This is a genomic window from Kribbella sancticallisti, assembly GCF_039530625.1.
In the GTDB taxonomy this organism is placed as follows: domain Bacteria; phylum Actinomycetota; class Actinomycetes; order Propionibacteriales; family Kribbellaceae; genus Kribbella; species Kribbella sancticallisti.
Genome location: NZ_BAAAOS010000008.1, coordinates 32,794 through 51,955 on the forward strand (window position 1 = coordinate 32,794; position 19,162 = coordinate 51,955).

The window sequence follows — 19,162 nt, forward strand, 5'->3', positions numbered from 1 at the left end:
TCTGAGCGGTGCAAGTATCTCGACGTGTGAGGACTGTTGCCGACCGACTTGCTGTGAATCCGGTCCTGGAAGCGATTGGTCCGAGTCCGTGAGGAAAGGTTCGGCGCTGGTCGTGACACAGGGGAGATATGTCTATGGAAACTGTTGCGAACTCGGTGCAGTTGCCGCCGCTCGAGAATCCGAACGAGCGAGCGGCTGTTGGTGCGGAGCTGCAGGCTGCCCTGCAGGATCTGGTCGATCTGTCGCTGATCGGGAAGCAGTTGCACTGGAGCGTTGTCGGTGCGGCCGCTCATGGCGTGCACCTGTTCCTCGATGAGCTGGTGGAGGAGTGGCGGGAGCTCGCAGATGTCGTCGCCGAGCGTGCGGTGACGTTGGGGTTCATCCCCGACGGACAGAGCGCGACTGTGGCGAGCGGGTCACGTGTCGACCCTGTCCAGGTGCGGTCGCTGCTCGATCACGTGGTGGTCTGGGAACTTGGACGTCGAGTGGCGGCGGTGGCTGAGCGGATTCGTGCGCGGCTTGTGCCGGTCGGTGCGGCGGATCTGGTGACTCAAGAGGTACTGACCAGGGTGGTTGGGACGCTGGAGAAGCAGCAGTGGCTGCTGCGCGTCCAGCTCGGTGAGAAGGCCTGATGGCCGTCACCAGGGGGTTCCTCGGACGGCCCCCCGCAGACTCCTCGAGGGTGCCGCCCGGGCAGTACGTCACTCGAGACTTCCCGGTGTTGTCCGCCGGACCGACTCCGCACACGCGCCTGGATGCCTGGAACTTCACGATCCGCGGATCGGTGGACAACCCGGTCTCATGGTCGTGGGCGGAGTTCCAGGCTCTGCCTCACGAGAGATTCACCGTCGACATCCACTGCGTGACGAAGTGGACGAAGCTGGACATGGCCTGGGCGGGGGTACCTCTCGACACCTTCCTTGACGCGGTGTCGACCCCGGCAGCGCATGCCATGGCCTTCTCCGACGGTGGCTACACCACGAACGTTCCGCTGGCGGACCTACGCGGCGGGAAGGCCTGGATCGTCGACGAGTACGACGGGCAGCCGCTCGATCCGGAGCACGGTGGGCCAGCGCGACTGCTGGTGCCTCACCTCTACTTCTGGAAGAGCGCGAAGTGGATCCGCGGGTTGGACCTGCTGACCGACGACCAGCCCGGTTTCTGGGAGATGTACGGCTACCACACCTATGGAGACCCGTGGAAAGAGCAGCGCTACTACGGCGACTGACCTGGCAGACCGGTACGGTGATCGCGACGACCGTCGAGACTCCGCGAGTGAAGACCATCACGCTCGCCGTGCCGGGCTGGCCTGGACATCGTGCGGGTCAGCACCTGGATGTGCGGCTGACAGCACCCGACGGGTATCAGACGCAACGGAGCTACTCGATTGCCTCAGCGCCGGAGGACGAGCACCTGTCAGTCACCGTCGAGCGGCTCGACGACGGTGAGGTTTCCCCGTACCTGGTCGACGAGTTACGGCAAGGCGATGAACTCGAGTTCCGTGGTCCGATCGGCGGACACTTCGTTTGGGACGACGAGACCGGCGGCCCGTTGTTCCTGGTGGCCGGCGGGTCAGGACTGGTCCCTTTGCGGGCGATGCTTCGGCATCACCGTGCGAGGGACAGTCGAGTGCCTGTCCGGGTGCTGTGCTCAGCCCGCTCGATCGAGCTCCTGATCTACCGTCAGGAGCTCATGGAGCTGGCTGCCTGCGACCTCATCGATGTCTCGATCACACTGACTCGTGAGGCCCCGAACGACTGGCACGGTCACCGCGGTCGCATCGACCCGGCGCTGCTGTCCAAGGTCGGATGGCCCACCGATGAAGAACCGCTGACCTACATCTGCGGACCGACGGCGTTTGTCGAGGCGGCTGCCCACGGATTGGTGACCATGGGATACGACCCGGGACGGATCCGGACCGAACGCTTCGGCGGGACAGGGGTGTGACGAAGATGGGAATCGTCGACGGCAACGCGATGGCCGGCCTCATGCACGACCTCTTCGCGCGAGACATGACGACCGTCGGATACAAGTGCGGAAGTTGTGGCCGGACGGGGGTTCTGGCGGAGATGATGGTGTACATGTCAGGACCCGGAACGGTGGCGCGTTGCAGGGACTGTGACGCGATCCTCGTGATGCTCACCGAGCGCCGTGGAATGTACTGCATCGACACGCCGGGATTGGCGTAGTCAGTGCTCCCTCCGGCTTGACCGTCGCTCAGCGGCGTGCTTTTGAAGGCGGATTCACCCCGCCGGCACCAAGCCGGCTGAGAACGCTCTCGAACTTCAGACCGACGGCCTACCCTCGGCCGCTCACTTCACCGTCACCTTGAAAGGCGTTTGATGACCATCCAGACCCCGCCCGACCCGACCGCCGCCGACATGGCCCAGCACCTGCCGCACGCGATCAAAAGGTTCCTGCGCGAGGCTGACCCCCAGCACAAGGCGAATGCTCACGACCTGCTGGCGGCCTTCGCGACTGACGCCACCGTGGTCGATGATGACGGCACCACCTACACCGGGCACGACGAGATCCACCGCTGGCGGGCGGCCGAGTCCAGCGAGTACACCTACACGGTCGAGATCAGCCACGTCGAGAAGTTCGACGACACTCGTTACGTCGTCACCACTCACCTCGAGGGCGACTTTCCCGGCGGAGTCGTTGACGTCATCTACAGGTTCACCCTCGCCGACGACCTCATCGCGCATCTCCAGATCGCTCCCTGACTCGGGGCGTGCTGAGGAGCGGCCGGTCGCCTGCTGGCTGCTGTGCAGGACGACGACTGCAGACTTGGGTCCTGGGCGATCGATGGACAAGAGGGCAGCAACGAGTCGAAGAAACCAAAGATGAGAGGGCTACGGCACGATGATGGACAAGTTGCAGGGGATCGAAGCCGAGGACGGCGCGGCCGTTGCCGCTGCCGATATCCCGAAGGCGGTGACGGCCGGCCGGCTGGTGTACGTCGACGGTGCGAGTCAGGTCTTCACGACCGACGGGCTGACCACCTATTCCGAACCGCGCGGCGACAGCGCGGGCGAGTGGTACGTAGATGACGATGGGCGGTTCTGTTCGTTCTGGCCGCCGTCGTACCGGGCCTGCTACGTGCTCCGCTGGATGGTTGAGAACACACGGATCGTCGGACTCGAGTTCACCGGGGTCAGGGACGGTGTCACGTTCGAGGGCCGCTACGAGTAGCTCAGGAGCGGCCCGGGTGCCTCCGAGAGGGCGTCCGCAACACTTGACCGCAGAGCGGGAATCACGTCCGTCTCGAACCAGGGGTTCTTGGCCTGCCACCTGAAGTTCAGAGGCGACGGATGGACCAGCGGAATCCGGTCCGGGGCGTAGTCCCGATAGGCGCGGACGGTCTCGGTCAAATTCTTCTTGTCACCGGCACCGAGATAGTGCTTCTGGGCATAGGTGCCGATGAGTACCGTGAGACGAAGTCCCGGCATCAACTTCAGGATTCTCGGGTGCCACAGCGGCGCGAACTCGGGGCGCGGAGGCAGATCGCCGTGCGTCCCCTTGCCCGGGTAGTAGAAGTCCATCGGCAGGAGGGCGATCGTGTCCGGGTCGTAGAACTGGGCGTCGGTGACCCCCATCCACTTCCGCAGCTTGGTGCCGCTGAGGTCGTTCCACGGGATCTGGCTCTCCTGAGCCTGCCTGCCGGGTGCTTGGCCGATGACGGCGATCCTCGACCTCGGCGACACGGAGTAGATCGGCTCGTAGCCACGTTCGAGCGCCCACGCGTTCGAGGGGTGGTTCCTGATCTCGTTCTGCAGCTCTGCCAGCTCATCCACAGGGAACCTCAATTCGTCCGAGAAGTCTGGCTCTGTGCCGGCGTACGACACACCGGCTGCATATTCGTATCAAGTTGCCCGGCCGACCTTTCCGAGTGCTTCGAGGTTTCCGAGGCGTGTGCCGCAGCCAATCGGAAACGGGACGATATAGACCCGTTCGTCGGTCTCCTCCAGGCGTCGCCGTCGCATCACACAGGGGTAGCGGTTGAACGCGATTCGGCACGGCCTGTCTGTCTTTCTTCCTTTGCCTGCTTAGCCTGGTGTCCGCTGGCGGCAGAGCTGACCTATCACCTGACGGGTCGTCGTCCCGAGACAAGTGGACGTGAGGCAAAATGGACGGTATCGTCCATCATGTTGTTTCCAACCGGCCCACAGACGAGCCGGCCCCGTGGTCACTACGTCGCGTTGATCGCCGGAGATCCATGAAGAGCGAAGTTTCCAAGTCCTTGTCTCAGGTGCGGGTTGTCTCTGCGGAGGCGGCGGCAGAGAACCGCGTGTGGGTTCGCGACCTGAGCAGCAGTGGTGATCAGCGCGAACTCGCGAGCCGGCGCTTGTACGAGGTTCTTCTGCGGGCGGCCAGGTCAGAGGTGGGCCGGCGGGCCGCCGGGCTGCGACTCGCCGGACCGGAGCTGGACGACATCGCGCACCAGGCGGCCGCGGATGCGCTGCTGGCGATCTGCGGCAAAGTCGAGACGTTCCGTGGTGACTGCAAGTTCACGACATGGGCGTACAAGTTCGTGATCTTCGATGTGGCGGCCAAGGTCAACCGGCACTTCTGGCAGCGGGCGGGTGTCGCGTTCGACGACGAGGACTGGGATCGCCTCCCCGCCCGGCTGGGGATCGAGCCGGAGGCTCATGCTGAAAGCCGGGATCTGATGGAAGCTGTGCATCGCGCCGTCGACGAGAGACTGACAGAGAAGCAACGGACTGTCTTTGTCGCGCTGGTGCTGAACGGGATGCCGACCGACGTGCTCGCGGATCAGCTCGGAGCGACGCACAACGCGATCTACAAGATGATGTTCGACGCCCGCCGTAAGCTGCGGGCAGCCCTGGTCGACGCTGGGTACCTGCCGGAGCAGCTGATCGTCTGAGAACGTCTCGAGAACAGCGGACTGCCGCCGCTCTGTCGATCCGATCGGCGGCTGCGGTTCCCGAATCGAGTCCCACTCGGCCTGGCCGAGCGGGCGGAGCGAAGTGCGAGCGGCCGGCCGACGTGGAGGTGCAGATGGCGATCGTCAACCACGGCTTTGCCGGCAGGGGCGGATCTGAGGACCACCGACTCCCGCCAGGTCAGCATCTCACTGACGACTTCCCGGTGTTGTCGGCGAGCGTGACTCCGCTGATCCCGAAGGACAAGTGGGAGTTGACGGTCACGTCGGAGACCGGTGCGCAGCGACGCTGGAAGTGGCGCGATCTGCTCGCCCTTCCGGCCGAGTCGGTGGTCGCCGACATCCACTGCGTCACCAGGTGGTCGAAGTTCGGCACCCGTTGGGAAGGAGTCTCCGTTGATGCCGTCCTCGCGGACGTGACCACTGAGGCGACCCATGTCATGGTCGGTTCCTACGGTGGCTACACGACGAACCTACCGTTGACCGAGCTCCGCGGTGGGAAGGCCTGGATCTGCTACCGGTACGAGGGCCACGACCTCGCAGCACTGCACGGCGGTCCCGCTCGTCTGCTCGTCCCGCATCTGTACTTCTGGAAGTCAGCCAAGTGGCTGAACGGTCTGCAACTGCTGGCGCGGGACGAGCCAGGTTTCTGGGAGCGAGCCGGCTACCACAACCACGGTGACCCGTGGCGCGAGCAACGCTACGAGTTCGACTGACTGGTACGGATCAACCGGCGCCGGCCGCGTGGGCCTACTCGACCACTACTACCGTGGTGTCGAACGCGACGTAGCCGGTGAAGTCATGCCGGACCGTTTCGATCGCCGAGCGCCTGGGATGCGGGTAGGACCATGCAGCGTCGACGTACTCGTGGTGCGGAGTTTCCACGCTGAAGTAGCGGGCTCGTCCCTTCCAGGGGCACACATAGGGAGTCGGGCTCTCCTTCAGGGTGCCGATTGTCAGGGAGTCCGGAGGGAAGTAGTGATTCCCGTCGATCGAGATGATGTGTTGCGCGTCCGCGTCGGCGAGGAGAACACCGTCGATCATTGCTCGCACTGTCGTCCTTTCGATGGAGGCCTTCGAAGACTCGTGTCCTGGTCGAGCTTCGGTCTTACTGGCCCAGTCCCGCGGTCGACCGCAGCGCATATCCGGACATCCAGCAGTCCCGTTGGATCTCGTCGATGAAGCCGGACATGTCGACCTCGATGCTCACCAGCCCGTCCTCCACGGTCAGACAGACCTGCGACGGCCGCAGCAGCCGGCCCCCTGTTGCAGGCCTGATGGGCATCAAGTCGAACTCCTCGGGATGATGGTCTGTCAGGTCTTCCGGCGCGGGCACGCGCACTTCAGCGTTGGGCGCGCCGGCAACAGTCGGGTTCTTGCTTGGAGCTCCCGCTGCTGTTTGGTCAGCTGCGGCCGGCCATCACACCGCCGTCGACGTTGAGGAGCGCTCCGGTGATCCAGCTGGATTCCGGCGAGAGGAGGAAGACGATGGAGGAGGCGATGTCCTGGGCGGTTCCGACCCGTCCCAACGGGTGGAAACTGTCGAATCCCTTCACGGCCTCCTTGTACACCGGCGTCGCCACCCCTGCGGGAGCCACTGCATTGACGCGAATGCCGTCCGCCGCCAGTTCCATGGCCAAGTTGTGAGTCAAGGCATGCAGGCCGGCCTTCGCCATTGAATAGCCGGTTCCAGGTAACGCCGCGACCGCCTGATGTCCCCACATGCTGCCGATGTTGACGATCGCACCGCCACTGCCCGCCGCTGTCATGCCTCGCACCACGGTCTGGGTCAGGAAGAAGAGAGCTCGATTCAGCTCCAGGTCGGCGTCGTAGTTGTCCTGGCCGTAGTCGAGGAACTTCCTGGGCGCGAAGAATCCGGCCGCGTTGACCAGCAGCGTCGCATCGGCATGCTCTGCCGCGAGTTGTTCCTGCAACTGTTCGATGCCCCTGTCTGTGTGCCGATCGGGAGCCGGCCCTGCCCGTTCCTGGGCGGACACGATGCTGCGCAGCTCAGCTGACGTCGTCGAGCTCGAGCGGCTCGTCGTCCACGACGTGGATCGCAGCCTCTTCCGCGCTCGCAGCACCTCCGTCGATCCCGACGTCGGACGCGATGAGCTCTTCTTCGAGATCGAAGTGGGCCCCTTCGTAGGGCGCGACGAGCCGGCCGGCGCGGACGCGGCCCACCTCCGGGCCGTCGACATCCTCCGACGGTTCGGCGTACGGGTCGATGTCCGGCTCCTCCTGCGCCAGGCGCTGCTCGAAGGTCTCACCCTGCAGTGCCTCCGCGGCGGTGGTACCGAAGCCCTCGCCGGCCGACCACTTCTCCGGGGGTGAGTAGCCTTCGTCGAGCAGGTCGGAGACCCCCCGCTCATCGAGCGTGTCGGAGGACTGGAGCTGGTCCTCGTCATCCACGCTGTAACTGCCGTAGTACTCCCGACTGACCTCGCTCATACGTCCTCCTGTCGACCGGCCGACGGCGTGCCGGCTCCTCACAAGAGTTGGTGTCGTCCCCAGCATCGAGGCTTACTCGGCTCGAGGTCGTCAGCGCTCGAGGGATCAGGCCGGCTGGCCGTACAGGGCACTCATCGACCTGGACATCCTCGATCATGGACCGTTGCCGCCAGGTACGCTGGTCTGATGGCGGACTCCTCGCCGACACCTGTCGGACACTGGCCGGCTCGGTGGACCTGGTTGTCGAGGGTTCGTGAGCCGGCAGGCGTGTTGCTCCACGTCGAGCATCTCGACGAAGCGGCGGCAATCGTCGCGCGGCCCAGATAAGCTCTTTGCGTGCCCGAGACAATGAACGATCTCGACCGCCGCCTGACGGCGCGTGGAGCGGCCACGAGAGCCCGGATCGTCGCCTCCGCCGACGAGCTGATGTCCCTCAAGGGGGCCGCGGCGACCACGCTCGACGAGGTGACGGCGGCGAGCGGGACGAGCAAGTCGCAGTTCTACCGACATTTCGCGGACAAGAGCGCCTTGGTCCAGGCCGTCATCGCACTGCGGGGCAGCCGAGTGCTCGAGCGCGAGGAACAGTACCTCCGAAGGGTCGACTCGTTCAGTGGTCTCGATCGCTGGTGCAGGGCCATTCTTCAGCGAGTCACAGCACGCCGCGGAGCGCGGGGCTGCGAACTGGGCGCGCTGTCGACCGAGCTGTCCGACCAGGACGAGGCCGCACGGATCGATCTCGACGCACACATCACCACCTGGATCTCCCTCCTTTCCGGTGTGCTCGAGCGGATGAAGTCCAACGGCACACTGTCCGAGGACGCTGATCCGGCAACTCTGGCCACGGGCATCATGGCCGCGCTCCAGGGCGGGTACGTTCTCGCTCAAGCGGCCCGCGATCCGGGACCGATGCACATCGCGCTCGACCTGGCGATGGACTCGGTCAAAGCCCACGCGAAGTCGCCCAGCGACAAGTAGGCGGCCATCGGCCGGTTGAGTCGGCCCTTCAGCTGACAGGCAGCAGCTCGCGGCCCTGACTCAACGCCGGGCCATGGCGCGGCGATCACCGTCTTGCAGGTAAGAAGCGGGCGTCGTAGGGGCTCCAACAACCATGTTGCCAAGTGTGAGTTCAGCACGACCCTTCGTCGGCAGAGTTGCTCTGGTGACTGGGACAGGCAGTCGGATCGAGCGGTCGATTGCCGAGCGGTTGAGTGCCGCCGGTGCCGCAGTCGCTGTCGTCGCCAGGTCGACAGCTCGTGCGGACGCTACGGTGGAAGCCATCCGCGCCGCCGGGGGCGAGGCGGACGGGTTCACCGCCGATCTCGCTGATCCCGAGTTGATTCCTGCTCTCGTTCACGGCATCGAGCGGGTGTTCGGTCAGATCGACATCCTCGTCAACCACGCTGCCACGGTGGCGCCGCTCGGCCCTGTCACCACGCTCGATCCGGCAGCTGTACTGCGTGCCCTCACCCTGAATGTCGCCAGCGCGGTGGCGCTGGCCGGGGCGGTGATACCGCCGATGACCCGTCAGGGCTGGGGGCGGATCGCCAACGTGTGCAGTTCGGTCGGCCATCTGGTCTCGTGGCCTGGTGGTAACGTCTACGCGGCCTGCGTCGCTGCGCTGGATGCTCACAGTGTGAACCTGGCCGAGGAGCTCGCCGGCACCGGAATCACGGTCAACGTTCTCCGTGCACAGTGGGCGGGTACAGCGCTGCGGACCTGGCTGGCTGGAATCGATCCGGATGCGGTTGACGATCCCCTGATCCGGCGATTCGTTCTCCACCAGACCGGTCTCGGGACGGTCGACTCCGACCGTTCGGCCGCAACGCTGCTGGATCACCTGGTCACGACGCAGACGGGTCGCGTTTGGAGTGCCGCTCCGACGGACTGATGCCCTTGGCAAAGACGGGAACCCGTGCGGAACTCAGAGCCAGCCAGAGCGGCGGAAGCTCGCGTAGAGCGCGCCGCAGCCGGCCGCAATGAGCCCGAGGACCACGAAGTAGCCGTAGCGCCACTGCAGTCCCGGCATCCGCTCGAAGTTCATCCCGTAGATCGCGCAGACGACCGTCGGCCCGGCGGCGATTGCGATCCACGCGGAGATGCGGCGCATGTCGTCGTTCTGCTGAACCGACACCCGCGCGATGTGCGCATCCAGTGCGGAGCCGAGGAGTTTGTCGAGGGAGTCGGTCTGTTCACACACTCTGGCGACGTGACCGGCGACGTTCCGAAAGTAGACCGCGGCATCGGAGTCTACGTGCAGAACAGCGGCGAGGGCGAACTGCTCGATCGGCTCGCGCAACGGAACTACGGCCCGGCGCATCTCCAGCACCTCCCGCTTCAGCATGTAGATCCGCTCGGCCTCACTGGTGCACCTCACCCCGAAGACCGCCGCCTCGATCGCCGCTCCACACGGTCACGACGTAGTCGTGGCCCACGAAGACGCTGACCTGTCCGGTGCGGACTTCCTGGACCTCGTCGAGATAGCGCAGTGTGCACAACACGACGGCCAGAGCATCACCGTACCGTTCGATCTTCGGTCGCTGATGCGGTGCCTGCGCATCCTCCACGGCGAGATCATGCAGACCGAACAGGCGCTGTGCCTGACGCAACTCCGAGTCCGACGGCTCGTGGAGATCGATCCACGCGAACGCGGTGTCCGACGCCGTCCGGTTCCTGGCGACGATCTCCGGGGTGTCAGGCGTCCGTTGTCCGCCGCAGTACAGCTCACTGTGAACGATCATCGGTCAGCGTTCGACGAAGGAGTTGATGCGGTCCAGGGCCATGTCCAACGCGTCTGCCATCGGCTGAGAGCTGTGGGCGTTCTGGGCCAGGATGTATCCGCCTTGCAAGGCGGCCAACAGTCCGGTTCCGAGCCTGTGCGGGTCGACGTCAGCCGCGAGAATCCCGCGATCGCGCAGGCGGGTCAACGTTTCGACGAGGAGCTGCTGCCAGTCTCCGAAAGCCCGGGCCAGTGCTGTGCGCGACCGTTCGTCCTTGTCCGACAGCTCGGTGGACATCGCGCCGAGAGCGCATCCGTAGGATCCGTCGTGCAGCGTGTTGGACTGGATGAGCGCGTCGCGCCAGCTTCGTAATCCGGAAAGGTTTTCACGCCTCCCAGTCGGTCTTCCTCCCGGGCGAGCACCGTTTGGGACTGGACGTCGATCACGGCGTGGATCAGGGCCATCTTGTCCGGAAAGTGGTTGTAGAGCTGTGATTCACTGGTGCCGCTGGCCTTCCGGACATCGTCGAGTGTGGTCGATCCGACTCCCTTGAGATAGAAGAGTCTGACGGCCGAGTCGACGATGCGGGTGCGAGTTTCGAGGTCACACCCGTTTCGGGTGGCGTCCGCCGCTGGGCCGTCTGTTGCCCTCTGATCGGACATGGCTTCACCCGTCCTGACGGGTGTGTCGAACGAGTGGCCAACACCGATCCGGTTGCTGTTCAGGTGCCACGGTCGATGGCTCCTTCCAATGCGAGGTCTGGGCGATCCAGGGTCTGATCTGCCGATACCGAGGAGGCGCCTTCGGAGTTGCTGAGTCGGCGACGGGACATCTCTTGCCCAAGGAAGGAATCAGGCCGGCCGCGGCGTGCTGAAGAGGCCGCGGTACTCAGGGTTCTTCTCGACGAATCGGTTCACGATCGCGCAGTAGCTCGACACCGTCACCGACCTCGTGCGGATGTCGTCGAGAGCGCGACGGACCAGTACCCATGAAAGTCCCTGTCCGCGGTAGGTCTGTTCGATGACCGTGTGCGTGATCGACAGGTGCGAACCGATCACGTGGTAGACGAGGATCCCGGCCCGATGGCTGTCGACGAGGAGCTCGTAGTACTCGTCGTCCGCGTGGTGAGCAACGGTGACTGCTGTTGACTCCAGTGTGCCCGTGCCCTGCGCACCGGCCGCCTGACCGCCTGTGCGGGCAGTCACGCCACCACGTCCGCTAGGCGTCGACAGGGGGCGGTCTGCGCTGTCGATCGTCAGAAGGTCGGACAAAGGAGCCAGCCAGCCGGCGCCGAAGGCTTCAGTGGGAAGACTCGCGTGCCACGTGAGTCCTGATCCGGCCTCGTTGCGGAAGTGGAGAGTGAGTTGCCAGATGCCCTCGGTGTCGTGGAGCCCCGCCGCTGTTCGCAGTTGCACTCGCACACTGCTCGGAAGCGAGTTGAGCATCAGCGGTTGGGTCCGCAACGGCAGGACCATGCGCCCGTCTTGCGGCCGCACGCCGTCCAGATCGTGTGGCTGCGCAGTGCTCCAGCTCGCGAGCATCACATCCAGGTCGGCACCGCCGAACAGACCTGCGGTGACGCTGAAGTCGACAGGCTGGTCGAATGCGATTGTCTGCTCGGCGGAATCTGCCAGCGTCAGCTCGCCGGCGGCGAGGTAGAAGCCTGTTCCATCGGGTCGAAGAACCTGATCACTCATCACTACCTCCTTTGTCTTCTGTGAACACACCGCGACGCCGCGGGCGGGGTGCCGCGTCGCGCTCTGAGAGTGGACTATATCGTCCATCATGAGCGATGATGCAGCCTGTCCGCCCACCATCGGCCATCGACCTGTCGACAACACCGCAACGTAACTGCCACCGACTGAATCACGGCTCATGCCGCGGTCAGACACCGCAAGGTCATGAGAGACTTCCGTCTCGGAAAGTGGACCGAACCGGCCTGTTGTTGGCTGAGGCAGTTCGCCTTTTGACCTCGACCGGCCCGGGAGGCAGACACCTCTGAGTGGCCCGGCTCGGCGGTGGAATCTCTCGATCGACAGGATGCGAAATGACAGTGATCACGGAAAGTGACCGGCTCGAGATCCGGGAGTGGAGCGAGGCCGACGCAGACGACGCCCTGGCGATCTTCGGCTCGATCGAAGTGGCGCGCTGGTTGGCGCCCGCGATGGGCCAGATACCGAACAAAGCGACCATGCGCCTGGTGCTGCGCAGCTGGATCCAGGCCGGCAAGAGTCTCGTACCGCCCGCCGGGCGGTGGGCAGTAGTGAACAAGGCGGACGGTGAAGTGGTCGGCGGCCTGGTGCTCAGCTTGCTACCGCCGTACGAGGAGGACTTCGAGATCGGCTGGCAGCTCAAACCGGCAGCGTGGGGTCATGGATTCGCGACCGAGGCGAGTCACGCTTTGATGCGATGGGCATTTGCGACCGGTTCGATCGACGAGGTGTACGCGGTCGCTCGACCTCAGAACCTCCGCGCCTGCGCGACAGCGCGGCGTCTCGGCATGGAATGGGTCGGCGAGACCGACAAGTACTACGGCCTGGCCATGCAGGTTTATCGCATCCGCGCGGCCGAGCTCGACGCCGCGCCTTTGGCGGCACTGCACCGTGCGACCGAATCCTGACCTCTGCGTGGATCCTCTGACCGCACCCGAGGAGATCGATCAAGAGGGGGGACGCGTGAACGACTGCATGCGTGAGCTCTTCGACGCTGTCAGAGCATGGGTCGGTAGCCTCGACGACGGCAGCGCCGGGGTGGCTGTCACTGACTTGGTACTGCGGGATCCGTGTCATGAAGAACCTGCGCTGAAGCTGCAACTGAGGGAACTGGTCAGTGACGAGCTCAGGTACGTACTCTGCACGGACGCCTCGGCGCGCGCCGGCGGTGCACCAGTAGCCCGTGACCATCAGTACGGCGCCAAGCCGGATGCCGGCGAAGAACTGCGTCACGCCGCCGCGCGGCTGGACCATCTCACCAGTGTCAGCGAGTTCTCGTCGGGAGGCGTCGAGCGCGGCTGGCCGGCCGACGCGGCGAGCGCGCTGTTCGAGGCTTCTCGGGTCAGTGAGCTGCTGGCCGGCCTGATCCCGTACGCAATCGAACCGGTGCTCGACAACCTCGACCGAGGCAGCGTCGTCGCCCCGTCGCCGGCCGGCGCGAAGAGCCTCTCGAACCAGCCTGCATATCAGCGAGGGATGGCCGAGATGATCGCGGCCCTGCTCGGCGAGGCAGCCGTGAAGTTGGAGGAACTGTCCGGGCAGATCGCGAACCTGCAGCACACGGTCAACGCCGTAGCGGGAGCCGGCCACAAGGACGGGTCGACACTGGACTCCGAGGTCGTTCTGGAGTGGCGGCTGCCGGGCATGGTCAACGAGAGCCGGTTCCATGTACGGGTGTTCAGGCCATCCGGCAGGCTGCCCGTCGTGGTGATCGGCGACTTGAGCGACAACCATTCTCAGTCGATCACGAATGTGGTGCACGAAGTCGCGGCCGTCGTGACCGAGTACGTGCTTGGTGGCGGCACGCAGGACGCGTACCAATGGGTTCAAGTCGACCCGCCGGGCAAGTTCCAGGACGCGGATGCCGACTTCGGCGTGATTCAAGCTGTCAGTTTCGAGGAGCCGTACGGCCGACCCCGGTGGCGACGTCAGACGCACGAGGAACTTGAACAGCTCGCCGGCGGTGCGGTACGCGGGTGGCATGCCAGCAACTACACCGTCGCGGTCATGATCAATCGAGGGATCCCGATTCTGCACCCTGAAACCGAACGTCCCGGGATGAGTCGGTGCGAAGAATCCTGGTGATCGGCGGCGGGTACGCGGGTGAGGATGCTCGAACGTCGTGGTGCGTGCGTGCACCTGAGCACGACGATGGACTCGGCCGAGAACGGCCACGTGGGGCTGTCGAACGGGACGGAGTTCGACACCGAGCTGATCGTGTGGACCGCGGGAGACGCGGCCACCTAACTGCTGCGCAACCACACCGATCTGCCACACACGCCGCGAGGCCTGGTCCAGGTCCGTGCCGATCTGCGGATCGGCACCGAGGACACATCGTGCCCGACGCGTGGGCTGCGGGGGACGACGGTCCAGGACCCACGGAAGGCGTTCGAGATCGAAGCGAAGGCGGCTGCTGTCACCTCGACCGGTGCCGCCTGACGGCTCAGCCGCCCGGCGTCCGCTGTGCTGCCTCGGCAGCGGCGCGATCTGAGTAGCCCGGGTGTCTGGCATCGATCAGATCGGCATAGGTTGCCGTTCGCGAGAGGAAGTCGACCACAAAGGGACAGATGGCGGTGACCGTGCCCTCGCGGCTGCGGAGCTCGTCGAGTACCCGCCGCACCATCGCGCCTGCCACGCCCTGGTGTTGATGACGCGGCTCGACTTCGGTGTGCCGGAGGGCGTACCGGTTGGGCCTCAGGCGGGTGTAGTAGAGCCAGCCGACCAAGTTGCCGTCGCGGTGGAGTTCGAAGCGGCCTTGATCGAGGTTGTCGATCAGCTCTTCTTCGCTGCTCATCGCCTCGTCCCTTCACACGGTCGATACGAGGCTTCAAGTCCATCATGCTGACCGCTCACAATGTTGGCCCTTCTTGGATGTGCTGGGGGTCCGGGTCACGTACGGCGAGGACGGTGAACAGCGTGGCAACGAGGGCAAGTCCGCCGTATCCGAGGGCAATCTGCGGGAGCGAGAAGGTCTTGGAGAGCTGGCCGGAGACGAGGCTCGGAAAGGCGGCGGCGCTGTAGCAGATCAGGTAGATGACACTGAAGATCGGTGCCCGGTCGGCGACCGTGCTGCCGTGCAGCAGTCCGCGGGTGGCTGCCCCGGAGCCAATGGCGCCGAGAGCGAGGCCGAGCATCGGGGTCTGGCTGGAGGCAGCGGAGGCCAGCCAGGTCGGCCTGCTGGGTGCGGCGTCGACGATGTAGGCGGTGACGTTGCTGCTGGCCAGCCCGGCGCCGAGGCCCATCAGGACCCGTCCGGCCAGCAGGGTGCTGACGTCGTGCACATTCAGCAGCAGCAGACAGCCCAGAACCAGCAGTCCGAGGCTGGCCAGCGCGGTGGGTCGGCGGCCCAGATGGTTGGACAGCCGACCCATCATCAGCAGTGCGGCCAACGTGGGGAGGTCGTAGACGACGATGGTCAACGAGATGTCGGCGTTGGTGAAGCCTTCCTCGCCCCGGTAAGTGTTGAGCAGGGGGATGGGCGCGGCCGACGCGGCAAACGCGGCCAACAGGGATAGCGTCGCGGAGACGAACGCCAGCCGGGGCGTTCTGCCTCGGTGGGCCGAGTTGATCGCCGGGGCCACATTTTGCATCGAGGCGTGCCTTCCTCCGGTCTCGAACACCGACGAGCTTCGGCTCGTGTCGGTATCAAGTGGGCGGGCGCCGGTCGCCGAGAAGACTCGACGAGTGGCGGTCATTGTCCATCTGGTGAGCGTCGATCCGTCCGCGCCGTCTTACCGGCAAGGCCACAAATTTCGTGCGCTCCTCGATGCTGTTCCACCGGGTCCGCGCCGGTCTGCGGCTTCGTCAGGTGCGTGCCGCGCGTCGTGGTCGCGTGAGCGGCCGGGGTAAGGACGGGCCTTCGCTTCGCCACAAGGCATGGACTACAGAAAGCTCGATCCGAAGGGGAGTACGTCATGACCGGGAACTTCGACGGACGCAAACTTGTGGTGATCGGTGGCAGCAGCGGGATGGGTCGTCAGACTGCCGCGGACATGGTCGCGCAGGGCGCCAGTGCGGTGATCGTCGGCCGCAACCAGGCCAAGGTGGACGAGACTGTCGCTGAGCTCGGTGAGGGCCGGGCCTGGGGAATCACCGCGGACCTGGCCGACCGCGGCCAGGTCGACGAAGTCCAGAAGCGGCTTGCGGAAGAGCATTCGGGCGCCACCCTGCTCGTGAACGCGGCAGGCTTCTTCATCCCGAAGAGCTTCCTGGACTACGAGGGCACGGACTACGACGCGTACCTCGAGCTGAGTCGCGCGACGTTCTTCCTGACCCAGACCGTGGTCCGAGGCATGAAGGCTGCCGGCCATGGTGGCGCGATCGTCAACATCGGTTCCATGTGGGCGCACCAGGCAGTCGCGGTCACTCCTGCCACCGGATACTCGATGGCAAAGGCGGGCCTGCATGCCTTGACGCACAACCTGGCAATGGAGCTGGCTGCGGATGGCATCCGCGTGAACGCGGTTGCGCCGGCGGTGGTTGCCACACCGCTCTACGAGGGCTTCATCCCGAAGGACCAGCTCGAGCAGACCATCCAGCAATTCAACCCGTTCCACCCGCTGGGCCGGGTGGGCACAGCCGGCGACATCGCGTCGGCGATCACCTTCCTGCTGTCGGAGCAGGCGAGTTGGATCACAGGCGCGATCTTGAACGTGGATGGCGGAGTGATGGCTGGGCGGAGCTGATCAGGAAGCACCCGAGAGTGATGTCGCCGCCGGTGGGCTACGCCGGCGGCGATGTTGCCCGACGCAACCTGCCACAACCACCATGCACCGCAACCGGCGGACGATCGAGGTAAGACTCACGCGCTGCGGTGACACCATCGGATTGATCTGCGAAATCGCGAACCCTTTGATGAGGAGGCTCCTGCGTCGTGAAGATCCTCCTGGACGACCAAGATGCCCGGATCAGAGTCGTCGAGAACCCGGAGCTCGGATACTACGAGCTCCGGTTCGGTCATGAGACCGCCGGCACGCTCGACTATCGAGATGTGGACGATCGACGGGTCTTCGGGCTCACGGAAGTTCGGTCGGACCTTCGTGGACGCGGTCTGGCCACGCTGCTGATCCGGACTGTGTTCACAGACCTGGAGACGTCGGGTGCTCAGGTCACAAACTACTGCCCCGCCATCGATCGCTACCTCAGGAAGCATCCGGAGCATCATCGTGTGATCGACTCCTTGCAACCAGGGATGTCCGGCCGGGAGGCGCTGACGCGAAGCGGAGCACCGGAAACACGCCTCGACGCGGCGCTGCGTTCGGAGCATGCGCGGCTGCACGACCTTGCCGCGGTGCCACAGAGCAGTCAGGTCGCCTCGCACCATCGCCGCCACGGAGCGGATCTGTTCACGGCGTACACCGCCCAGCATCTCGCCGCATCGGCGGATGTGCTGCTGAAGCAGACGAAGAGCTGGCCATCGGACGAGGCCTCCAGATACCTGGGTAACCTCAAGAAGCTCGAGCAGTCCCTGCGCGTCCTGAAAGGCCGCCAGTACGGCGACAAGCGCTATCTGGACCTGGGACACGACGAAGTGTGGGCAGTGATCAACCGGCTCCTGTCCGAGCACGAGGAACTCGAAAACGTGGTCGCCGCACGGATCGCGACGGACTCCGACTGGGATGCTGTAGCCGTCATCGCCGAGGACCTGATGATCTCGCAGGACAGCTCACCGACGCGTACCCACCCCCACTCCCCGCACACCGGTATTGCCGGCCGTCTCATCCGGCGATTGTGGCGGTTCGCGGACAGCACCGCGGACGACCTCGAAGGCAGGGTGGTACCGGCGCGATACCGCCGGCACCCGAAGCACGACTCCGCCTTTTCCCACTATCTGCGTGGCAGCCGGATCGATGACGAGGCGGACGAGCACCTGTAGGTGGCCGATCCGTGAGCACCGAGCGGACGTTGATCAACGGAGGCCGTACGCCGCTGTTCCGCTTCGCACACAAGGTCAACCGCACCACGTCGTTCCGTCTCGGCACTTCGGTTCAGCTCACCGTGCTGGGCGTGTCCGGGCGCGGGTTGCGTGCACCAACGACGGTGAACAGGGTGCAGAGGAGCGCGAGCCCGCCGTACCCGAGTGCGATGTGCCGTAGTGAGTAGACGTTGGCGAGTCGGGCGGAGACGAGGCTGGGAATGGTCGCGCTGCTGTAGCTGAGGAGATAGACCACGGAGAAGGTGGGGGCCCGGTCGGGCAGGGCGCTGCCGAACAGCAGCCCACGCGTGGCGGCGCTGATGGCGATGCCTTGTGCGGCTCCCGCAGTGACGGACGCGGCGAAGAACAAGGGCAATGCACCGGTCGTGATCGCGGTGATCAGTCCGACCCATCCGGCCAGGAAGGCGGTCATGCCGATGCGTTGGGCTGCCGCGGGTGTGAATCGGCCGGCGAGGGGAGCGCCCAGGGCGCTGGGGCCCATGTATGCGGCGAAGACCAGTCCGAGGATCAGTGAGTTGTTGGTGTGGAGTTGATCTGCGATCAGTGCGGGTACGAAGGCCTGGTAGAAGGCTCCGGTCGCCCAGGTGGCCAGAAACACCGCGGCCGCCACGGGGAGCAAACGCCTGACTCGGGCTGGAACGTGAACGCTGGGCCGCAGTGATCGCCAACCGCCCGGGGCCCGGGTCACCGTCTCCGGGCTGATGGCGATGAGCAGGACAGTCAGCAGCAGCACGCTGATGACAACAACGTAGATGAGGTCACGTGGCCAGGGGCCGAACTGGACCAGGGCACCGGAGGCGATGGCGCCGACAGCGAGACCGAGCATGACGGTCTGGCTCGAAGCAACGGAGGCCAGCCAAGCCGGCCTGGTGGGCGCGGCGTCGACGACAGTCAACGAAATGTCAGCGTTCGTGAACCCGTCCTCCGCCCGGTGGATGTTGAAAAGAGGGATGGTCGAGCCCACCGCCGCGAACACGGCCACCAACGAGACCACAGCGGAGACGAACGCCAGCCGGAGCGTTCTGTCCCGACTGGCCCGGTTCGTGGCCCCTGTCACCTGTCGCATCGAGGTGTGTGCCCTTCTCTCGTTCTGACGAACCGCTTGGGCGGAGCTACTTGACGCTCTCGTCGTAGAAGCTGTTGATCCCGTCAACGATCTCCTGCAGACAGTCCTCCACCGCGAAGTGTCCCGAGTCGAGGCGAACCAGCTTGGCGTCGGGGAGATCGCGTAGGTACGCCTCTCCGCCGGCCGGGGTGAAGAAGAAGTCTCCTTGGCCCCAGAAGACCAGCGTTTTGGGTTGGTCACGGCGCAGTCGCGCCTGCCAGGCCGTGTACCGCGACGCGTTCGTCCGGTCGTCGTAGAGCAGATCCAGCTGCACCCGGTGCGCGTTCGGCCGCGCCAGAAAGTGTACGCTGTGGAGCGCTCCAAACGAAAGGGGAA

At 65.2% G+C, this 19,162-nt stretch carries 28 protein-coding genes and 1 pseudogene; 15 read left to right on the top strand and 14 right to left on the bottom strand.

The features are described from left to right. Positions 1 to 134 precede the first annotated feature (134 nt). The 6 genes from ABD255_RS05860 to ABD255_RS05885 all read left to right on the top strand — a co-directional run bounded on the left by ABD255_RS05860 (position 135) and on the right by ABD255_RS05885 (position 3,195). Positions 135 to 632, top strand: a complete 498-nt coding sequence (locus ABD255_RS05860; RefSeq protein ID WP_344210599.1) for a Dps family protein — start codon at positions 135 to 137, stop codon at positions 630 to 632. After that, positions 632 to 1,228: a sulfite oxidase-like oxidoreductase gene (locus ABD255_RS05865; protein WP_344210601.1), complete on the top strand. Its 597-nt coding sequence runs from the start codon at positions 632 to 634 to the stop codon at positions 1,226 to 1,228. The genes ABD255_RS05860 and ABD255_RS05865 overlap by 1 nt, the downstream gene beginning before the upstream one ends. Continuing rightward, positions 1,198 to 1,947 carry a ferredoxin reductase gene (locus ABD255_RS05870; RefSeq protein ID WP_344210603.1) on the top strand — a complete coding sequence of 250 codons (750 nt, stop codon included), beginning with the start codon at positions 1,198 to 1,200 and terminating at the stop codon, positions 1,945 to 1,947. Before ABD255_RS05865 ends, ABD255_RS05870 begins: the two co-directional genes overlap by 31 nt. A gap of 5 nt (positions 1,948 to 1,952) precedes the next feature. Then, the gene (locus ABD255_RS05875) at positions 1,953 to 2,189 is read left to right on the top strand and encodes a DUF6510 family protein (RefSeq protein ID WP_344210605.1); all 237 of its coding nucleotides are present in this window, start codon (positions 1,953 to 1,955) and stop codon (positions 2,187 to 2,189) included. Positions 2,190 to 2,342: 153 nt separating this feature from the next. After that, entirely contained in the window at positions 2,343 to 2,726 is a 384-nt protein-coding gene (locus ABD255_RS05880; RefSeq protein ID WP_344210607.1) for a DUF4440 domain-containing protein, read from the top strand. Positions 2,727 to 2,868: 142 nt separating this feature from the next. Then, entirely contained in the window at positions 2,869 to 3,195 is a 327-nt protein-coding gene (locus ABD255_RS05885) for a hypothetical protein (RefSeq protein ID WP_344210609.1), read from the top strand. On the opposite strand, the gene ABD255_RS05890 is transcribed toward ABD255_RS05885, so the two are convergent. Continuing rightward, the gene (locus tag ABD255_RS05890; protein ID WP_344210611.1) at positions 3,186 to 3,797 is read right to left on the bottom strand and encodes a uracil-DNA glycosylase family protein; all 612 of its coding nucleotides are present in this window, start codon (positions 3,795 to 3,797) and stop codon (positions 3,186 to 3,188) included. The two genes, ABD255_RS05885 and ABD255_RS05890, sit on opposite strands and share 10 nt — an antisense overlap. 422 nt (positions 3,798 to 4,219) lie before the next feature. Between ABD255_RS05890 and ABD255_RS05895 the strand changes: the two genes are divergently transcribed. Both ABD255_RS05895 and ABD255_RS05900 read left to right on the top strand, forming a co-directional pair. Next, positions 4,220 to 4,888, top strand: a complete 669-nt coding sequence (locus ABD255_RS05895) for a sigma-70 family RNA polymerase sigma factor (protein ID WP_344210613.1) — start codon at positions 4,220 to 4,222, stop codon at positions 4,886 to 4,888. Between the two features lie 134 nt (positions 4,889 to 5,022). Continuing rightward, on the top strand, positions 5,023 to 5,622 hold the full coding sequence (locus ABD255_RS05900) for a sulfite oxidase-like oxidoreductase (protein WP_344210615.1): 600 nt from the start codon (positions 5,023 to 5,025) through the stop codon (positions 5,620 to 5,622). A gap of 34 nt (positions 5,623 to 5,656) precedes the next feature. Here ABD255_RS05900 and ABD255_RS05905 read toward each other — a convergent pair whose 3' ends face one another. The 4 genes from ABD255_RS05905 to ABD255_RS05920 all read right to left on the bottom strand — a co-directional run bounded on the left by ABD255_RS05905 (position 5,657) and on the right by ABD255_RS05920 (position 7,357). Continuing rightward, positions 5,657 to 5,950 carry a DUF427 domain-containing protein gene (locus tag ABD255_RS05905; protein WP_344210617.1) on the bottom strand — a complete coding sequence of 98 codons (294 nt, stop codon included), beginning with the start codon at positions 5,948 to 5,950 and terminating at the stop codon, positions 5,657 to 5,659. Between the two features lie 64 nt (positions 5,951 to 6,014). Further along, entirely contained in the window at positions 6,015 to 6,191 is a 177-nt protein-coding gene (locus tag ABD255_RS05910; protein ID WP_344210619.1) for a hypothetical protein, read from the bottom strand. Between the two features lie 118 nt (positions 6,192 to 6,309). After that, positions 6,310 to 6,903: an SDR family NAD(P)-dependent oxidoreductase gene (locus tag ABD255_RS05915; RefSeq protein ID WP_344210620.1), complete on the bottom strand. Its 594-nt coding sequence runs from the start codon at positions 6,901 to 6,903 to the stop codon at positions 6,310 to 6,312. Positions 6,904 to 6,916: 13 nt separating this feature from the next. Further along, complete coding sequence (locus tag ABD255_RS05920; RefSeq protein ID WP_344210621.1) at positions 6,917 to 7,357, bottom strand: DUF5709 domain-containing protein; 441 nt, start codon at positions 7,355 to 7,357, stop codon at positions 6,917 to 6,919. Between the two features lie 336 nt (positions 7,358 to 7,693). Between ABD255_RS05920 and ABD255_RS05925 the strand changes: the two genes are divergently transcribed. Then, the gene (locus ABD255_RS05925) at positions 7,694 to 8,332 is read left to right on the top strand and encodes a TetR/AcrR family transcriptional regulator (RefSeq protein ID WP_344210622.1); all 639 of its coding nucleotides are present in this window, start codon (positions 7,694 to 7,696) and stop codon (positions 8,330 to 8,332) included. Between the two features lie 184 nt (positions 8,333 to 8,516). After that, the gene (locus ABD255_RS05930; protein WP_344210624.1) at positions 8,517 to 9,245 is read left to right on the top strand and encodes an SDR family NAD(P)-dependent oxidoreductase; all 729 of its coding nucleotides are present in this window, start codon (positions 8,517 to 8,519) and stop codon (positions 9,243 to 9,245) included. Between the two features lie 33 nt (positions 9,246 to 9,278). On the opposite strand, the gene ABD255_RS05935 is transcribed toward ABD255_RS05930, so the two are convergent. From ABD255_RS05935 to ABD255_RS05950, 5 genes and pseudogenes are all read right to left on the bottom strand, one after another. After that, entirely contained in the window at positions 9,279 to 9,731 is a 453-nt protein-coding gene (locus tag ABD255_RS05935; protein ID WP_344210626.1) for a CorA family divalent cation transporter, read from the bottom strand. Then, positions 9,715 to 10,095, bottom strand: a complete 381-nt coding sequence (locus tag ABD255_RS05940) for a CorA family divalent cation transporter (RefSeq protein WP_344210628.1) — start codon at positions 10,093 to 10,095, stop codon at positions 9,715 to 9,717. The genes ABD255_RS05935 and ABD255_RS05940 overlap by 17 nt, the downstream gene beginning before the upstream one ends. Positions 10,096 to 10,098: 3 nt before the next feature. Further along, entirely contained in the window at positions 10,099 to 10,569 is a 471-nt protein-coding gene (locus ABD255_RS05945; protein ID WP_344210761.1) for an LmrA/YxaF family transcription factor, read from the bottom strand. Continuing rightward, positions 10,530 to 10,736, bottom strand: a pseudogene (locus tag ABD255_RS43630) (TetR/AcrR family transcriptional regulator); the annotation flags it as partial. The pseudogene ABD255_RS43630 and the gene ABD255_RS05945, both read right to left, overlap by 40 nt. 189 nt (positions 10,737 to 10,925) lie before the next feature. Further along, positions 10,926 to 11,891, bottom strand: a complete 966-nt coding sequence (locus ABD255_RS05950) for a GNAT family N-acetyltransferase (protein ID WP_344210630.1) — start codon at positions 11,889 to 11,891, stop codon at positions 10,926 to 10,928. Positions 11,892 to 12,121: 230 nt separating this feature from the next. Between ABD255_RS05950 and ABD255_RS05955 the strand changes: the two genes are divergently transcribed. From ABD255_RS05955 to ABD255_RS05965, 3 genes are read left to right on the top strand one after another with little or no spacing between them, the layout of a single operon-like run. Continuing rightward, a complete protein-coding gene (locus tag ABD255_RS05955) occupies positions 12,122 to 12,694 on the top strand; it encodes a GNAT family N-acetyltransferase (RefSeq protein ID WP_344210632.1) in 573 nt (190 codons plus the stop codon). Positions 12,695 to 12,749: 55 nt separating this feature from the next. After that, positions 12,750 to 13,871 (top strand): hypothetical protein, encoded by a 1,122-nt coding sequence (locus ABD255_RS05960; protein WP_344210634.1) that lies wholly within the window; start codon positions 12,750 to 12,752, stop codon positions 13,869 to 13,871. A gap of 24 nt (positions 13,872 to 13,895) precedes the next feature. Further along, positions 13,896 to 14,033: a hypothetical protein gene (locus tag ABD255_RS05965; RefSeq protein ID WP_344210636.1), complete on the top strand. Its 138-nt coding sequence runs from the start codon at positions 13,896 to 13,898 to the stop codon at positions 14,031 to 14,033. A gap of 196 nt (positions 14,034 to 14,229) precedes the next feature. Here the strand turns inward: ABD255_RS05965 and ABD255_RS05970 are convergent, their stop codons facing one another. Together ABD255_RS05970 and ABD255_RS05975 are read right to left on the bottom strand one after the other, a co-directional pair. Beyond that, positions 14,230 to 14,580, bottom strand: coding sequence for a GNAT family N-acetyltransferase (locus ABD255_RS05970; RefSeq protein WP_344210638.1), 351 nt, complete (start codon positions 14,578 to 14,580; stop codon positions 14,230 to 14,232). Positions 14,581 to 14,635: 55 nt separating this feature from the next. Further along, positions 14,636 to 15,292, bottom strand: coding sequence for an MFS transporter (locus ABD255_RS05975; protein ID WP_344210640.1), 657 nt, complete (start codon positions 15,290 to 15,292; stop codon positions 14,636 to 14,638). A gap of 408 nt (positions 15,293 to 15,700) precedes the next feature. On the opposite strand from ABD255_RS05975, the gene ABD255_RS05980 reads away from it, so the two are divergent. Next, complete coding sequence (locus ABD255_RS05980; RefSeq protein ID WP_344210642.1) at positions 15,701 to 16,471, top strand: SDR family NAD(P)-dependent oxidoreductase; 771 nt, start codon at positions 15,701 to 15,703, stop codon at positions 16,469 to 16,471. Positions 16,472 to 16,659: 188 nt separating this feature from the next. Beyond that, positions 16,660 to 17,661, top strand: a complete 1,002-nt coding sequence (locus tag ABD255_RS05985; protein ID WP_344210644.1) for a GNAT family N-acetyltransferase — start codon at positions 16,660 to 16,662, stop codon at positions 17,659 to 17,661. A gap of 112 nt (positions 17,662 to 17,773) precedes the next feature. Here ABD255_RS05985 and ABD255_RS05990 read toward each other — a convergent pair whose 3' ends face one another. Together ABD255_RS05990 and ABD255_RS05995 are read right to left on the bottom strand one after the other, a co-directional pair. After that, entirely contained in the window at positions 17,774 to 18,778 is a 1,005-nt protein-coding gene (locus ABD255_RS05990; RefSeq protein ID WP_344210646.1) for an MFS transporter, read from the bottom strand. 55 nt (positions 18,779 to 18,833) lie between these two features. Beyond that, complete coding sequence (locus ABD255_RS05995) at positions 18,834 to 19,100, bottom strand: alpha/beta fold hydrolase (protein ID WP_344210648.1); 267 nt, start codon at positions 19,098 to 19,100, stop codon at positions 18,834 to 18,836. Positions 19,101 to 19,162: the final 62 nt, after the last annotated feature.

Coding starts and splice junctions, on each gene's coding strand:
- ABD255_RS05895 (WP_344210613.1), top strand. CDS start 4,220: ATGAAGAGCGAAGTTTCCAAGTCCTTGTCTCAGGTGCGGGTTGTCTCT.
- ABD255_RS05965 (WP_344210636.1), top strand. CDS start 13,896: ATGCTCGAACGTCGTGGTGCGTGCGTGCACCTGAGCACGACGATGGAC.
- ABD255_RS05950 (WP_344210630.1), bottom strand. CDS start 11,891: ATGGTGGGCGGACAGGCTGCATCATCGCTCATGATGGACGATATAGTC.
- ABD255_RS05940 (WP_344210628.1), bottom strand. CDS start 10,095: ATGATCGTTCACAGTGAGCTGTACTGCGGCGGACAACGGACGCCTGAC.
- ABD255_RS05920 (WP_344210621.1), bottom strand. CDS start 7,357: ATGAGCGAGGTCAGTCGGGAGTACTACGGCAGTTACAGCGTGGATGAC.
- ABD255_RS05875 (WP_344210605.1), top strand. CDS start 1,953: ATGGGAATCGTCGACGGCAACGCGATGGCCGGCCTCATGCACGACCTC.
- ABD255_RS05970 (WP_344210638.1), bottom strand. CDS start 14,580: ATGAGCAGCGAAGAAGAGCTGATCGACAACCTCGATCAAGGCCGCTTC.
- ABD255_RS05980 (WP_344210642.1), top strand. CDS start 15,701: ATGACCGGGAACTTCGACGGACGCAAACTTGTGGTGATCGGTGGCAGC.
- ABD255_RS05865 (WP_344210601.1), top strand. CDS start 632: ATGGCCGTCACCAGGGGGTTCCTCGGACGGCCCCCCGCAGACTCCTCG.
- ABD255_RS05880 (WP_344210607.1), top strand. CDS start 2,343: ATGACCATCCAGACCCCGCCCGACCCGACCGCCGCCGACATGGCCCAG.
- ABD255_RS05955 (WP_344210632.1), top strand. CDS start 12,122: ATGACAGTGATCACGGAAAGTGACCGGCTCGAGATCCGGGAGTGGAGC.
- ABD255_RS05900 (WP_344210615.1), top strand. CDS start 5,023: ATGGCGATCGTCAACCACGGCTTTGCCGGCAGGGGCGGATCTGAGGAC.
- ABD255_RS05860 (WP_344210599.1), top strand. CDS start 135: ATGGAAACTGTTGCGAACTCGGTGCAGTTGCCGCCGCTCGAGAATCCG.
- ABD255_RS05910 (WP_344210619.1), bottom strand. CDS start 6,191: ATGCCCATCAGGCCTGCAACAGGGGGCCGGCTGCTGCGGCCGTCGCAG.
- ABD255_RS05905 (WP_344210617.1), bottom strand. CDS start 5,950: ATGATCGACGGTGTTCTCCTCGCCGACGCGGACGCGCAACACATCATC.
- ABD255_RS05885 (WP_344210609.1), top strand. CDS start 2,869: ATGGACAAGTTGCAGGGGATCGAAGCCGAGGACGGCGCGGCCGTTGCC.